This window comes from Paenibacillus sp. HJGM_3 (assembly GCF_045062745.1).
Classification (GTDB): domain Bacteria; phylum Bacillota; class Bacilli; order Paenibacillales; family NBRC-103111; genus Paenibacillus_AA.
The window spans coordinates 38,606-53,567 of sequence record NZ_JBJGED010000028.1; the positions used below are offsets into that span (position 1 = coordinate 38,606).

12 protein-coding genes and 1 pseudogene are annotated in these 14,962 nt (G+C 47.5%); 10 read left to right on the forward strand and 3 right to left on the reverse strand.

All coding sequences use genetic code 11. The features are described 5' to 3' along the window. Positions 1–79: 79 nt before the first annotated feature. The 5 genes from ACI5FR_RS25795 to ACI5FR_RS25815 all read left to right on the forward strand — a co-directional run bounded on the left by ACI5FR_RS25795 (position 80) and on the right by ACI5FR_RS25815 (position 3,938). The gene (locus ACI5FR_RS25795) at positions 80–1,912 is read left to right on the forward strand and encodes an amidohydrolase (protein ID WP_405459790.1); all 1,833 of its coding nucleotides are present in this window, start codon (positions 80–82) and stop codon (positions 1,910–1,912) included. A 40-nt stretch (positions 1,913–1,952) separates the two neighbouring features. Beyond that, positions 1,953–2,147: a CDGSH iron-sulfur domain-containing protein gene (locus ACI5FR_RS25800; protein ID WP_405459792.1), complete on the forward strand. Its 195-nt coding sequence runs from the start codon at positions 1,953–1,955 to the stop codon at positions 2,145–2,147. Positions 2,148–2,186: 39 nt separating this feature from the next. Then, positions 2,187–2,624: a Dps family protein gene (locus ACI5FR_RS25805; protein ID WP_405459795.1), complete on the forward strand. Its 438-nt coding sequence runs from the start codon at positions 2,187–2,189 to the stop codon at positions 2,622–2,624. Between the two features lie 98 nt (positions 2,625–2,722). Continuing rightward, positions 2,723–3,559, forward strand: a complete 837-nt coding sequence (locus ACI5FR_RS25810) for an alpha/beta fold hydrolase (protein WP_405459796.1) — start codon at positions 2,723–2,725, stop codon at positions 3,557–3,559. Positions 3,560–3,713: 154 nt separating this feature from the next. Continuing rightward, complete coding sequence (locus ACI5FR_RS25815) at positions 3,714–3,938, forward strand: DUF896 domain-containing protein (RefSeq protein WP_405459798.1); 225 nt, start codon at positions 3,714–3,716, stop codon at positions 3,936–3,938. A 62-nt stretch (positions 3,939–4,000) separates the two neighbouring features. On the opposite strand, the pseudogene katA reads toward ACI5FR_RS25815, so the two are convergent. From katA to ACI5FR_RS25830, 3 genes and pseudogenes are all read right to left on the reverse strand, one after another. After that, positions 4,001–5,457, reverse strand: a pseudogene (gene katA, locus ACI5FR_RS25820) (catalase KatA). 82 nt (positions 5,458–5,539) lie between these two features. Further along, positions 5,540–6,766, reverse strand: coding sequence for an MFS transporter (locus tag ACI5FR_RS25825; RefSeq protein WP_405459800.1), 1,227 nt, complete (start codon positions 6,764–6,766; stop codon positions 5,540–5,542). Then, the gene (locus ACI5FR_RS25830; protein WP_405459803.1) at positions 6,759–7,154 is read right to left on the reverse strand and encodes a hypothetical protein; all 396 of its coding nucleotides are present in this window, start codon (positions 7,152–7,154) and stop codon (positions 6,759–6,761) included. Before ACI5FR_RS25830 ends, ACI5FR_RS25825 begins: the two co-directional genes overlap by 8 nt. Positions 7,155–7,440: 286 nt before the next feature. Between ACI5FR_RS25830 and ACI5FR_RS25835 the strand changes: the two genes are divergently transcribed. From ACI5FR_RS25835 to ACI5FR_RS25855, 5 genes are all read left to right on the forward strand, one after another. Then, complete coding sequence (locus tag ACI5FR_RS25835) at positions 7,441–8,439, forward strand: type I glyceraldehyde-3-phosphate dehydrogenase (RefSeq protein ID WP_405459805.1); 999 nt, start codon at positions 7,441–7,443, stop codon at positions 8,437–8,439. 26 nt (positions 8,440–8,465) lie between these two features. Further along, complete coding sequence (locus ACI5FR_RS25840) at positions 8,466–9,449, forward strand: ring-cleaving dioxygenase (protein ID WP_405459807.1); 984 nt, start codon at positions 8,466–8,468, stop codon at positions 9,447–9,449. Positions 9,450–9,730: 281 nt separating this feature from the next. Beyond that, the gene (locus ACI5FR_RS25845; RefSeq protein ID WP_405459808.1) at positions 9,731–11,407 is read left to right on the forward strand and encodes an extracellular solute-binding protein; all 1,677 of its coding nucleotides are present in this window, start codon (positions 9,731–9,733) and stop codon (positions 11,405–11,407) included. A gap of 177 nt (positions 11,408–11,584) precedes the next feature. Further along, the gene (locus ACI5FR_RS25850; protein ID WP_405459810.1) at positions 11,585–13,330 is read left to right on the forward strand and encodes a sensor histidine kinase; all 1,746 of its coding nucleotides are present in this window, start codon (positions 11,585–11,587) and stop codon (positions 13,328–13,330) included. Beyond that, positions 13,323–14,891: a response regulator gene (locus ACI5FR_RS25855; protein ID WP_405459813.1), complete on the forward strand. Its 1,569-nt coding sequence runs from the start codon at positions 13,323–13,325 to the stop codon at positions 14,889–14,891. Before ACI5FR_RS25850 ends, ACI5FR_RS25855 begins: the two co-directional genes overlap by 8 nt. Positions 14,892–14,962 lie beyond the last annotated feature (71 nt).

A 14,962-nucleotide genomic window follows, 5' to 3' on the forward strand; every position in this document is an offset into this window, starting at 1 on the left:
TTATTGATGGAAGAAATGCCGGCTTATAGACTTATGTACAGAAGTTCATTCATGGATTCAAGAAAAGGAGAATGGAATGATGTCAAAGATGGCGATCGAAACGGAAGCAAGTTTAGTTATTCATAATGCCGATATTGTGACGATGGACGTTTCGAATCCAACTGCAACAGCCGTTGCGGTTAAGGACGGCCAATTCCTGGCCGTAGGGGACGATGCCGAAATCATGAAATACGTCGGGCCTTCCACGCAGGTTGTGAACGCAAATAAGCGAATGTTAATTCCGGGTTTAAACGATTCCCATATCCATCTTATTCGAGGAGGGCTCAATTATAATCTCGAGCTTCGTTGGGATGGAGTCCCGTCAGTAGCGGATGCATTGCGAATGTTGAAGAAACAAGTAGATCGTACGCCTGCCCCTCACTGGGTCCGTGTTGTTGGCGGCTGGACCGAGTTTCAATTCATTGAACGCCGTATGCCGACATTAGAAGAAATCAATCGAATTGCTCCTGAAACCCCTGTATTTATACTCAATCTTTACCGACAAGCCTTCTTGAACAAAGCTGCCTTGCGAGTAATTGGGTATACCAAAGATACGCCGAACCCGCCAGGCGGAGAAATCCAAAGGGATAGTCAAGGGAATCCAACCGGAATGCTCATCGCTCGACCCAATGCTACGATTTTGTACGCGACATTAGCTAAAGGGCCTAAGCTGTCCTACGAGGATCAAATGAATTCAACCCGATTGTTCATGAGGGAATTGAATCGATTCGGAGTCACAAGCGTTATCGACGCGGGCGGGGGCTTTCAGAACTATCCTGACGATTATCAGGTTTTTGATGAGCTGGACAAGCGTGGAGAGATTACGGTTCGTACAGCGTACAATCTCTTTACCCAGCATCCCAAGAATGAACTGAGTGATTTTAAAGCATGGACCGCTACAACGCAGCCGTATACGGGCAGCTCCTACTATCGACATAATGGAGCAGGTGAAATGCTTGTTTATAGCGCAGCGGACTTTGAAGATTTTGTAGAACCTCGTCCGGAACTACCAGCTGTACTGGAAGATGAGCTTTTCGAAGTTACCCAACATCTCGTTCAGCAGCGTTGGCCGTTTCGTCTTCATGCTACTTATGGAGAATCCATAACCCGGTTTCTCGATGTTTTTGAACGTGTGAACCAAGAGGTGCCGTTCAAAGACTTGCGCTGGATCTTGGACCATGCCGAAACAATCCACGAGAAGGATTTGGAGCGAGTTGTGGCTTTAGGCGGTTCGATCGCCGTTCAAAGCCGAATGGCTTTCCAAGGTGAATATTTCGTCGAACGATATGGGGCCAAAGCAGCGGAAAATGCTCCTCCGATAACCAAGATGATTAAGTCCGGATTACGTGTTGGTGTAGGGACAGATGCGACTAGAGTAGCCAGTTACAATCCATGGGTTGCCTTATACTGGTTAGTGACGGGTAAGACATTAGGCGGGTTAAGCTTGTACCCTGAATCTAATCGTGTAGAGAGGCATGAAGCGCTTCGCATGTATACATCGGGGAATGCATGGTTCTCCAAAGAAGAAGATGTAAAAGGACAAATCAAAGCGGGCCAATATGCGGACTTCTCGATTCTATCCGATCATTTCTTTCGAGTCTCCGAAGAAGCCATTAAAAAAATTGAATCTGTCTTCACGGTTGTAGGAGGCAAGATTGTGTACGGTACTCACGAATTCCAGTCTTTGTCGCCTCCGGCTCCAAAAGCGAGTCCAGACTGGTCTCCGCATAATTTCTTTGGAGGCTACTACAATGGAACCAATTATGGAGGCGGCGGGGCAGGAGCTCAAGCGCCACATAAGGTGCTCCATCATCATAGCTGCAACCATCATCATGGCAGCGGCTTCTGCGATCTGGATTGCTTCGTTTTCTAAGTGTGTATAACCAACATCGATTAATAGAGGAGAGATCAACATGTCTGACGTTTCGATCAAGGTAAACGATAATGGACCATTGCGAATCACGGGCAAGGTAGAGATGGTGGATGCGGTGGGGAACCGTTTCGAGACCCCGGATACTTTTATTTTATGCCGGTGCGGGTTATCCGGTAAAAAACCGTTCTGCGACTTGACCCACAAAGGGAAGTTTGAAAGTGCCCCTCGGGCTTAGTCGAAAGCCGTATCCAGAAAACGGTCGAAAGGAGCCTTTATGACACAAAACCTAACGGATGTACTTAACACCCAGATTGCCAACTGGAGTCTGCTATTCACCAAACTTCACAACTATCATTGGTATGTTAAGGGGCCGCAGTTCTTCACCTTGCATTTGAAGTTCGAAGAGCTTTATACGGAAGCTGCCCTTCATGTGGACAATCTTGCCGAGAGGCTGCTGGCATTAGGCGGTAGTCCGGTAGCGACCCTTCATGAAATTATCGAAATCGCTACAGTCAAAGATGCGGCAGGCAATGAGAACGCTAATGAGATGGTCCGTACGCTTGTAATTGATTTCGGGATTATTGTGGGTGAACTGAAAGAGGGCATGAATATGGCCGACCGTGAGGGTGATGAGACAACGGGGGATATGCTTTTGGCCATTCACAGCTCGCTGGAAAAGCATGTATGGATGCTGAAATCTTACTTAGGCTGATTGAAATGGAAGGCAAAAGTCTAATGAGGTTATAACGAATGATCTTATTCGTTCTAATAGGGCTTCACCAAAACCAATTCGAAAGGAAGTATATAAACATGGCTAAATTAACAGTTGGAACGGAAAACGGACAACCCATTGAATTGTATTTTGAGGATCTTGGCTCAGGTAAACCTGTCATTCTGATCCATGGCTGGCCGCTCAGCGGCCGCTCGTGGGAAGGTCAGGTTCCGGCGCTCATCGAAGCGGGCCACCGTGTAATTACGTATGACCGGCGTGGGTTCGGGCAATCCTCCCAACCGTGGAACGGTTACGACTATGATACGTTTGCCGCGGATCTTCATAAGCTGATCGAACATCTTGACCTTCACGATGTGACGCTGGTCGGATTTTCGATGGGCGGCGGAGAGGTTGCCCGATACGTGGGCACATATGGAACAAGCCGTGTTAAAAAGGCCGTATTGGCAGCAGCTGTTCCTCCATTTTTCTACAAATCCGCAGAGCATCCGGAAGGAGGTCTGGATGAAGCCACGATTCAAGGCTTCCAAGCCGGCCTGAAAAAAGACCGGATTGCCTTCCTTAACGACTTTACGCATAACTTCTTTAAAGCTGGGGACAGAACCGACCTCGTCAGCGAAGCCAACCGGGTGTACAACCTAGAAATCGCTTCTTTCGCTTCTCCCAAAGGGACGCTGGATTGCGTGGCCGCTTTCGGCCGGACCGATTTCCGAGGGGATTTGGCTAAATTCGATATCCCGTTACTTGTCATCCATGGCGATTCTGATGCGATTGTTCCGCTTGAAGTAAGCGGCCAGCTCTCCCATGAAGCGGTTAAAGGCAGCGAGCTGGTTGTCATCAAAGGTGGATCGCATGGTTTAAATGCGACTCACCCTGATGAATTCAATCAAGCTTTGATCTACTTCCTGAATAAGTAACAGGCAGCTCGTTTCCAAGAAAATAACGCTAAAAGAATAATGTATTGCTGGAAGATCTGAAAGAGAGACGCCTTAACAAGCTACCTTTCTTGCAGGTCTTTTCCTTTATAATCGGAGAAATTTAATTTGAACTATTGTCATTGAGGTGAAGAAAATGATCCCTTTTCTTGGGCGTATTAACCAGCTGAGCAGAAAACAACGCAGCATTGGGTTGACGGAGGAGGAGAAAGCTGAACAAGCAGAGTTGCGTCAAGAGTTTTTGCGGCTTATTAGAGGCCAAGTTAGGTCTACCATGTTGAGCTTAACCGTTGTTGACCCTGAAGGAAATGACGTAACTCCGTTAAAGCTGGTGAACGAAAAAGGAGAGTCAAAAATGTAAGAGAGAGCAGTTCCCCAGCTATCATATGCTGTGAGGAACTGCTCTCTTTTTGACGGATCGTGTTAAACCAACTGTGGAACTTTCAAACCAAGCCCCTCAGCGATCGCTTGCCCCCATTCGGGATCTGCTTTATAGAAGTGAGTGATTTGGCGGAGTTTGATTTCATCGTTCTCCACCGGCTTCATGGCATTCACAATGTTATTTATTAAACGCCCGCGTTCTTCTACACGAAACAATCGATACAGGTCGCCGGCTTGCGTGTAATGATCATCATGGTCATATGGAATGCTATCGGCTGAACCGGTTACTTCGAACGGGGTTGTCTTGTACGCTGCCGATTCGGCAGCTCCGCCATAACTGTTTGGTTCATAGTAGATCGAATTTCCCCCATTGCGATCGGAACGCATTTGGCCATCACGCTGATTGTTATTTACTTCGACAACAGGCTTATTGATAGGCAGGGTATGATGATTTGTCCCAACTCGATAGCGATGAGCATCGGCATAGGCGAATAAACGGCCTTGCAGCATTTTATCCGGAGAAGCCTCAATGCCGGTACGAATGCCCCAGGTGAGAAGGTTGCTTGCTCAACTTCGGCAAAATAATTGTCCGGGTTTCGGTTCAGGACCATACGTCCAACCTCGATAAGAGGGTAATCTTTTTGCGACCATACTTTCGTTACGTCGAAAGGATCGAAACGATAGGTGTTGGCATCTTCCAAGGGCATCAATTGTACATATAGCTTCCATGCCGGGAAGTCGCCTTCGTCTATGGCATTAAATAAATCCTCGATATGATAATCCGGGTTTTCACCGGCCAGTTTGGCGGCCAGCTCGGCATCCAGGTTTTTCACGCCTTGTTCCGTTTTAAAATGATATTTAACCCAAATCCCTTGTCCATCCGTATTGACCCACTTAAACGTATGGCTTCCGAAACCATGCATATGACGGAGAGTCGCAGGAATACCGCGATCGGACATTAAGATAGTGACTTGATGCAAAGATTCGGGAGACAAAGACCAGAAATCCCAAACAGCATTGGGGTTTTTCAGATGAGTTTGGGGATGGCGTTTCTGGGTATGAATGAAATCCGGAAATTTAATGGCATCTCGAATGAAAAAGACAGGCGTGTTATTGCCCACCAAATCATAATTTCCTTCTTCCGTATAAAACTTTACGGCAAAACCGCGCGGGTCACGTACGGTATCTGCAGATCCCAGTTCGCCAGCTACCGTGGAGAAGCGTATAAAAACGGGTGTACGTTTGCCGATCTCGGACAAAAAGCTGGCTTTTGTATAGGCGGATACATCATTGGTTACTTCAAAATACCCGTGTGCGCCGGTACCTTTGGCATGAACAACACGTTCGGGAACGCGTTCCCGGTTGAAATGGGCAATCTTTTCAAGAAGATGGACGTCTTGAATGAGGGCTGGACCGCGTGAGCCGGCCGTCATAGAGTTCTGGTTATCTCCAACGGGAGCGCCCCAACTTGTAGTTAAATGGTCAATTTGTGTTTTCATCTACTTACCTCCAAAGTAATATATAGCCTGTCGGCATTCGCCGAGGAAGTGGCATAAGAGAACAACCGGAGACAGTATTCCACTAGTGCACGTTAGTCTCGTTTTGGGATATTGCGGAGTAGCTGTGTGGTCCTTCCAAACGAATAAAAAAGGGGACCAGCAAGCTCAAAAACAACAATCCAGCGGATACTTCAAAAGAAAGTAAATAGCCTCCGTGATTGATCAGATAAATCGAGAGAATCGGCCCAAGCGATGCACCTATGAACACCATAAACATGTGGAATGAAACCGCAATCGCCCGGATCTCCCCCGCAATTTGGCCAATTAGGGTGATCAATGCGGGAAGAGCCATAGCAATTCCCATAATAAACACAACGCTCATCGTTATTAATAAAGGGAGATTAGTCCAGAGGCCCAACAAGCCCAAGCCAATTCCGGCCAAGATCAATCCGCAGCTCAGAACGTTTTTGACTCCCATTTTCGCTACCAATCTCCCATCAAACGGTGCTACTATCATTCCGATTATACCTACCGCACGGATCCATAGAATATCTTGATGACTTAACCCGAAGACAGGACTTGTTAAATAACTTCCAAGGGTCGTAAAAAAACCGACAAGCGAAATAAAGAGCGTAGCCGAAATGATGTAGCAAAGAGGCAAACTCTTCTTCTTGAAAATATAGCCGATTCTCGAAAAGGCAGAAAAGAAGCTGCCATTCGGCTGTTGGGTTTTATCGTTTGGAATAAAAGAGGCAATCAAAATCGCGGAAATGAGATAAACCGCAAAAAGCATATAGAATACATAAGACCAACTCGTGTATAAAACGATATAGCTGCTATAGATTTGTCCAACGATAGTTGCCATTAAAAACGCCGTACTGATGAACCCGATAATGGTAACTCTTCTTTTAATAGGAAACATCTCCATGGCGTAGGCCAAGACAGAGGGGGGGAACATGGACGCCGCTAAGCCTTGGGCGGCTCGAAGGGCAACAAGCCAAGAGAAACTGTTAACACTTCCGATTAGAGGGGTTATTACAGTGAGCAATAGTAACCCGGACAACATCATTTTTTTGCGTCCAAAGCGATCCGATAAAACGCCAAAGAACAAACCTCCGCCAGCAAAAGCAAGCGAAAAGGCACTGCCGGTCCAAGCCGCTTGAGAAGACGACACCTGGAATACGTCGGAGAAAATCGTTATTAATGGAATCGTTAAATACACACAAGAGACTACAACTAATGAACACCAGAAAAGGATACCGGTCATGAGCGAGTAATTGGACGATTTGGACAACGGTTCGTTAACCAACCTCCTCCCCCCTTGCCACTGTTTTTACGTTCATAAACACATTGACTGCAAAAACCAAGATACCGGTTCCAGCTACGGTTTCACCGATACGTTTTAACGTGGTAATCCAATCTGGAGCGTACCCATGGGCCATTATAGTGAGGGTAATCAGCATGATGGGCAGGCCAATGCCCTGCAGCCAGAAATGCCACTTCGCTAGAGGAGATCCCGCTGCTTTGGGAAAAAGAAGATACGTAATTCCGCAAAGCGCCAATGTTGCCCACCCGAAAAGATTGCTATGAGCGTGTACGCTTGTTAAGGCAAAGTTAAGTGTGGTACCCATGTAAATCCCGATGCCAATGCCGACCAAAATATAAATGACTGCCATTTTTAAAAAACGTACTCCCATACAATCTCCTCCTGATCATGTTATAAAGAACCGTTCATTGGCTTCATCTTATAAGCTCCAATAGGGACTTATCAATATGCTTCTACCTATACAATGTATAGATATTGCTTATATTAGCCCGTCCATGTAGATATAGTTTAGGGCTATAGGTGATATAGAAAGAATCAAATTGTTCATGAAGGATTATTCCAATATGATAGGACTAAACCGTTACAGTCATCATGAAGATCAGGCTTCCTGGAGAACTAATGTTGAGCATAAATTCTATATCAATGGAGGATTAAAGATGGGCAGAATAGCGATATATGGATTTGGACGTATTGGAAGGCAATTATTAAGAGTCGCCCTGCAAAAGCAACTTTTCGTCCCGGTTTCGATTTCAGATCTTAAAGATGAAGGGACGCTTGCCGCGCTTTTCGAGGTGGATACCAACTATAAACGCTGGCCTGAAGAGGTCTCCGGACGGGATGGTCTTATGGTTATCGGCGGACGGGAAATTGTATTTATCAATTCGTCTAAAGAAATCCCGGATTGGAAGGCCATGGATGTGGATCTCGTAATCGATTGTACAGGCCGAGCCGTCACCCGTGCTATTGCTAAAGTCCATTTGGATCGTGGTGCCAATAGAGTACTGGTTAGCGGACCAAGCAAGAGTCTTGAAGATTGTGACGCTGTATTGCTTAAAGGAATCAATCTGGATCGTTTCGACCCGGAGAAGCACAAAATCATTAGTATGGCGAGTTGTACGACCAATGCATTAGCTCCAGTCATCAAAATCGTAAAAGAAAACTTCGGGATCCAATATGGTTTATTCTCGACCGTCCATTCCTATACAAACACGCAATCGCTGACGGATCAGCCTATGAAGGATCGAAGGGACTCGTGGGCTGCTGCGGAAAACATCATTCCTTCTTCATCTGGAGCGGCAAGAGCTCTTAAATTTATATGGAACGATTTACAAATTACAGGTAAGGCCTACCGAATTCCAACTCGTACCGGTAGCATTGCTGAATTAAACCTTGTTACGGAAAAACCGTGTACGGTACAACAGGTAAATGATATTTTCCGAAAAGCGGCTACAGAAAGTCAGTATAAGGAAGTCTTGGATGTTTTAGAAGGCGAATGGGCCTCTTCCCGGATCGTGGGCGATTCCCATTCCTCCATCATTGACCTACCATTGACTCAAGTACAGGGAGGACTCCTATCCGTTGCAGCCTGGTACGATAACGAATGGGGGTATGCTTCACGATTAGCTGAAGTCGCGGCTTATCTGGCAGGTCAATAAAACCAAAAGAGGGAGTGTCGTGCAAGATGAGTCCCGTAATGAAAACGGCAGGAATCCATCATATTACTTCTTTCGTGAGAGACGCGCAGGCAAATGTAGATTTTTATGCTGGAGTCCTAGGGCTTAGGCTTGTAAAAAAGACTATAAACTTCGATGCGCCTGAAGTGTACCATTTGTACTTCGGTAATGAAGCGGGGAGCCCTGGAACGATTATTACTTTTTTTCCCAATCCCTATTCTCGTAAAGGGGTTATTGGTGCAGGTCAAGTAGGTGTAACCACATACATCGTACCGGTAGGCGCACTTGATTTTTGGAAAGAGCGTCTTACGACGCTGAAGATTCCTTTCACAGAAACAGCTCGGTTTTCCGAAACCTACATTAAGTTTGAGGATCGTGACGGGTTGCATTTAGAGATCGTAGAGCGGGCAGAAGGGACTCCTAGTGCTTGGTCGTTTAGCGGTATACCTGCAGATAAAGCCATCAAAGGATTCGGAGGGGCCGTGCTATTCAGTTATGCGCCCGATAAGACCATACAGGTTCTTGAGGAAGTGTTAGGTCTTGAAAAGGCAGGACAGGAAGCGGGCTTGATTCGCTTTAAGGCGGAAGGGGACATGGGCAATCTCATTGATGTGAATGCCGAGCCCATGGAGAGAGGCATCATGGGTTCAGGTACCGTTCATCATATCGCATGGCGAGCCAAGGATTATGAAGACCACGAAGCATGGAGAAGCTATGTTGAGCACAACGGCTTCCACCCTACACCGATCATTGATCGGAAGTATTTCCATGCCATTTATTTTCGGGAGGATGGCGGCATCTTGTTTGAAATCGCGACCGACCCGCCAGGTTTTGCACAGGATGAGCCTCAAGCTCACTTAGGTGAGGCATTGATGCTGCCAGAATGGTTCGAAGGCCATCGGGCTGATATTGAAAAGAATTTGCCTCCCATTCAAGTCCGCGTATTGAATCATTCACCCGATGAAACATATAGTTCCGTTGAAATTCAATAGGAATTCTTGAAGAGGAACAGCAGCAGAACATAATAGGTGGAGAAAGCGAGCAAGACGAAGGAATAATTCCTTGTCGTGTTCGCTTATTCGCTTTGACGGCCTAGGACACCTAAAATTTAGTAACCCTACCTGTAATGCAGAACCTTCTTTTTGCTTGCAAGAACCTTTATACTAGCAGGAGGGTTTTGCACAGCTGTTAGCCTGCTTACATGTGGCGAAATCACCACGTTCCTATAATAGACATTAAGTTCGCCAACCTACACAGAAGAAGGAGCATTAGGATGAATAAAAGGCTTAAATCAGCCATGCTGTTGCTAACTATTATGACGTGTTGGACGTTAGCGACTTGTTCCACCGGCACATCTAACAATGGCAGTGTTGAGGATCATACGACCTCCGCGGATGCTTCTCCAAAGAGGACTTCGACGGATGAGCCTGCCTGGAAGCTGGATACGACACCGATTACGTTTGACTGGTATATCAATTTCGATTGGTTCAACAGCAAGTGGGGAGGCAATGTCGTTTCCGATTATATAACGAAGAAGACGGGCGTCAGCTTGAATTTTATCGTGCCTGCCGGCGATGCCGGCGAAAAGCTCAACACGATGATGGCCGCAAGGTCGCTCCCTGACTTCATCACGCTAGGCTGGTACGAGGACGCCGTGTTGAAGATGATCAAGGGAGAGATGGTGCTTCCATTGAACGAGCTGGCGGATCAGTACGATCCTTATTTCTATAAAGTCGCAGACCCCGCGAAGCTTAGCTGGTATAAACAGGCGGACGGTAATGTGTATAGCTATCCGAATGCCTCTTCATCCCCTGCGGATTATCAACACTATGGACAACTGTTTACTTCTAATCAGACCTTTCTTGTTCGGAAAGACATGTATGAAGCGCTTGGGAAGCCGGATATGAGCACACCGGAAGGGTTTCTCGGCGCGCTGAGGGCTGCGAAGGAGAAGTTTCCGGAAGTGAACGGCCAGCCGCTCATTCCGATTGGTATGCATGAATTTACGGAAACCGGCAACTATTCGCTGGAAGCGTATCTTCAGAACTTCCTCGCCATTCCGCAGGAGAAAGACGGCCAACTGTACGACCGCCGAAGCGATCCAACTTATTTGAAATGGCTGAAGGTGTTCCGCCAAGCGAATCAGGAAGGGCTAATACCGACAGACGTTTATATTGATGAAAAACGATTGGAAAAAGATGAGAAAATATTGCAAGGGCGTTATTTTGCCATGCTGTATCAGTGGTCTGATTTTACAGAGATTAACCAAGCGTTATATCGGAAGGACCCGAATCAGGCATATATCGCGATTGATGGTCCGGCCAATGATGCGCATGATGCGCCGACACTCGCAGGAAATGGCATTTCCGGCTGGACGGTGACGCTAATCTCGAAGAACGTCAAGGATAAAAAGCGGGCAATGGCCTTCCTTAGCTATTTGCTCAGCGAAGAGGGAAACAAGGATCTGTACTTAGGAAAGAAGGGGGTTACCTACGATACGATAGACGGGAAAGATCGGTTCCTTCCGGCGGTCGCGCAGCTGCTCAACACCGACCGCAAAGCGTTCGACAGCAAATATGGCGGCTCTTATATGTACTGGATGCTGATGGATACGAACATGAATCTATCATGGATGACGGGGATGGACGCGGAGCCTGCCAAACAAATTGCCGATTGGACGAGGGGTAAGACGACCAGCGGGAGCGAGTTCGACAATCTGGATCCCGACCCCACGACGAAGGAAGGTATTGCGCAGGGCAAACACGTGCGGCTCTGGGCCGAGACGCTGCCGAAGCTGCTGATGTCCAAGTCGGATGCTGAATTCGATCAACTGTTCACTGATTTCATGAACACCATCACCAAGGATCCCGAGTATGAAGCCATTGTTGCTAGCCGCCAAGCAGCCTATGAACGAAACGTACAGAAGCTGAAGTCGCCGCCCAATCCCTAGTTCTAAGGCATGAAGCAGGAGATGGGATTCGCGGCAATCCGTCGGTTATTGGGAATACGTACATTTACGGTTAAATTTTCGCTTCAATTCAAACTGATTTTGTCCTTTGTATTCGTTATCTTCCTACCGGTTATTCTATTCTCCTGGTATACGCTCAATGAAGAGACCGACAGGGCAATGAAAGAATTGACGAAGAACAACGAGAACGCCCTGGCGGTCGAGAAGACTAACATTGAGAATAACATGGAGCTGATGGGATGGACCGGTCATCTTGCGTTATCGAATCGAGAAATGAACAATTTTCTGCAAGTTGAACAAATTCAGGATCCAGCCTATGTTCTTCATATCAAGAAGGATGTGGTCAACAACTTTCAATATTATCTGTTCAACAATCCTCGAATTGCGAATGTCCGGTTGTTCACGGACAACCGCTATGTGAATGAGATTTGGCCGGTCATCCTACAGGAGTCACGTATACAGGACAAGCCATCGCATGATGAGGTGATTAAGCAGAGCGGGTTACCTTGGTGGGAGATCCAGGAGAACGTGGTTCTCACCGGCGTGCCCTCCGAACCAACGCCGAATGAGCCCTTCATGACGTATCTGCAGGAATTCAAATATGCGGACAACACAACCCATAACGGGATTCTGGAGATATCGATGAAGCTGTCGAATTTCTTCTCTCGAACGTTCAGTAGTGTACAGGACATGAATTCCCAACTAATGGTAGTGACAAGGGACGGAGAAGTATTCAGCTTGAAGGATTCACCTGTGTTCGAGCAGCACAGCGCAGAGCAATTGATGAACAACGTGAAGCTGACGAGTAATCCGGATTACGAGACGGTACAGTTCGAGGTGAATGGGCAGTCCTATTTGGCGATTCAGAGCTACATTCCATCGATCTACGTACATCTGGTCAGTATGGTTAGTCTTGCGGACACGATGGAAGACATTCACCAATCGAGAGTTCGTTATATTGTACTCATTTTGTTACTTGTGGCATTTCTGGTGCTGCTGTCTTATGCCATGCAGGCTATCATTTTGCGCAGGCTTAAAGCGTTAAGAGTATCGATGGAACAGGTAAGAAGCGGTAACTTCGACGTCAAGCTGCCGCCGATTACCGGTTCCGATGAGGTAGGAGAGCTGGGCTTTCATTACCACAAGCTTATTCTGAAGATTAACGAGCTCATTCAAGATCAGGCCGCCAGGCAGGCGGCAGGCAAAGAAGCCGAGCTTCGGGCGCTGAAGAACCAGATCGATTCCCACTTCCTCTACAATACGCTGGAGAACGTCAAGATGCTGGCGGAGATTGAAGGGCAGTTCCTTATATCGGACATCATGACCTCGCTAGGCGGTATGATGCGGTATTCGATGGAATGGAAGCGGGAGCACGTAATACTCAGCGATGAGATTCAGCATGTCCAGCATTATGTATCCATCATGAACATCCGTTATGATGGAAGAGTGGATCTCCGATTGTCGATTGCACCGGAATGCCTCAAGCAGGAAGCGCTCAAATTGTCCTTGCAGCCCGCAGTCGAGAATGCAATCAAGCATGGGATGCGTGGCATGCATTCCAGCGACGGAAGTCTTGTCATTACGATCTCCGCCATCCGGTGTGATCAAGCTTGTGTCATAGAGATCACGGACAACGGCTGCGGCATACCGGAAGAGAAGCTGATCTTATTGAATCGAATGCTCCGAATGGAAGAGTCCGCTTACCAGGATGTCCGGCAATTATTCGTTCACCAAGATCACCGCGACAGCAATGGAATCGGTCTGCGTAATGTGGACCAGCGCCTGGTGATGAGCTATGGGACCGAATATGGGATTCGGATCGAGAGCGAGGAAAGAAGCTATACACGCATCATCATGACTTTGCCGTATCGGATCATGGGAGGAGGAGTGGACATCGATGATTAGCTTGCTGATCGTCGACGACGAGAAGATCATTCGGATGGGCTTGCGATCGGTGATTGAAAGGCAGTTCCCGAATCTGTTCAACTACCGATTCGCCGAGAATGGACAAGAGGCGCTGGAGCTGCTGCGCCAGGAGCCCGCAGATATTATGTTCACAGACGTTCGGATGCCCATCATGGACGGTCTTGAGCTGCTCACACAACTGCAGGAGCATCCCGTTAAGCCCGAGATCGTGCTGCTGTCAGGCTATAATTATTTTGAATATGCACAGAAGGCGATTCGTTTGGCCGTGAAGGATTATCTCGTGAAGCCCGTGGTCCGTGACGAGTTGTTTGCCGTCCTGGAGCGTTTGATACGGGACATAAGGATGAGGGAAGATCGAGCAGACAAGGCGGTCGAAGATGCGAACCTTGTTGCTGCCGAGCTGGTGACCCAGCATTTGACCCAGAACGATGTGGGTGATGCGATCACACAGAACAAGCTGAAGCAGGCCGGCTTTAGCTGGTTGGATGCAGGATATACGCTGGGCTTGGTTATGAGACGCGGTGGAGGATCACAGCCTGGCAGTACGGATGCTGCTTCTTTCAGGATTCAAATCGCTGAGCTGTTACAAGGGCAGATGAATTGGATGCTCACGCGTGATGGAGTAGGCGGAACGATTATGATCGCACGTGATCCGGGTATGTTCTACCAGTTGGCGGAACGGTGGAGGTTGAGTGCAGATGAGTCGCAGCTGCAAATCGCGATTAGCGAGTCTGTTCAAGGGATAGAGCAAATAAGGGGGGCATACTGCCAAGCCAAGCAAACCTTGAAATACAGGATTGTGCTTCCGGAACTCGATGTGCTCGACTACACCAGCATTAGTGAGCGCAATGAGCCGCATGTCGTTCCTGTTGAGTCGATTGAACGATTATCGAATCTGATGGGCATGGGACGCATGAACGAAATGAAGCAGCTGCTCGATCAAATTCTAGATGTTCGGATCATTAGTAGCTGTGAAATCGGCTACCTGGAACGGATCAGCCAGCTGCTCAATGAAGAGGTATTCGACAAGGTGTTCCGCATCTACGGGAATAGAGTGCTTGGCGTATTAAGGCCGTACGCCGATGTGGGCCACATCGGCAATTTCGATCGATTGGATCAATATTATACAGCTGTTGAGCAGCTTCTCAATGGTCTGGATCGGTTCATCCAAGATCAGAGAGAGCAAGCGACTACGGAGCAAAACACGATGCAAAAAGTTCTCGCCTACTTGCAGACGCATTATGCCGACGATTTGAACATGGCCGTCGTGTCCAACTATTTCTCACTCAATTACTCGTATTTCAGCCAAGCCTTCCAACAGTATAGCGGTAAGAGTTTCTCGAACTATGTTCGCCGGTTAAGGCTGGACAAGGCGAAGGAGCTGCTGGTGCACTCGGATTTGAAGGTGTACGAAATCAGCGATCAGGTTGGATTCGAAAATGTGAAGCATTTTACGAGAATATTCAAGGAGACCGAAGGCATCACAGCGCTGGAATACAGAAGCCAGCGAAGGTTGTTTGGAAGTCCAAGTATGAGCTAACCCTTAAATCATGCGAAGCAAAGCCAAAGGCAGCTGTCCAGTCGGTCAGCTGCCTATTGAGGTTCGAGGAG

Bases quoted from the DNA above. Each gene is read 5' to 3' on its own strand.
- ACI5FR_RS25795 (WP_405459790.1), top strand. From the start codon at position 80: ATGTCAAAGATGGCGATCGAAACGGAAGCAAGTTTAGTTATTCATAAT.
- ACI5FR_RS25855 (WP_405459813.1), top strand. From the start codon at position 13,323: ATGATTAGCTTGCTGATCGTCGACGACGAGAAGATCATTCGGATGGGC.
- ACI5FR_RS25830 (WP_405459803.1), bottom strand. From the start codon at position 7,154: ATGGGAGTACGTTTTTTAAAAATGGCAGTCATTTATATTTTGGTCGGC.
- ACI5FR_RS25835 (WP_405459805.1), top strand. From the start codon at position 7,441: ATGGGCAGAATAGCGATATATGGATTTGGACGTATTGGAAGGCAATTA.
- ACI5FR_RS25840 (WP_405459807.1), top strand. From the start codon at position 8,466: ATGAGTCCCGTAATGAAAACGGCAGGAATCCATCATATTACTTCTTTC.
- ACI5FR_RS25815 (WP_405459798.1), top strand. From the start codon at position 3,714: ATGATCCCTTTTCTTGGGCGTATTAACCAGCTGAGCAGAAAACAACGC.
- ACI5FR_RS25850 (WP_405459810.1), top strand. From the start codon at position 11,585: ATGAAAGAATTGACGAAGAACAACGAGAACGCCCTGGCGGTCGAGAAG.
- ACI5FR_RS25845 (WP_405459808.1), top strand. From the start codon at position 9,731: ATGAATAAAAGGCTTAAATCAGCCATGCTGTTGCTAACTATTATGACG.
- ACI5FR_RS25810 (WP_405459796.1), top strand. From the start codon at position 2,723: ATGGCTAAATTAACAGTTGGAACGGAAAACGGACAACCCATTGAATTG.
- ACI5FR_RS25800 (WP_405459792.1), top strand. From the start codon at position 1,953: ATGTCTGACGTTTCGATCAAGGTAAACGATAATGGACCATTGCGAATC.
- ACI5FR_RS25805 (WP_405459795.1), top strand. From the start codon at position 2,187: ATGACACAAAACCTAACGGATGTACTTAACACCCAGATTGCCAACTGG.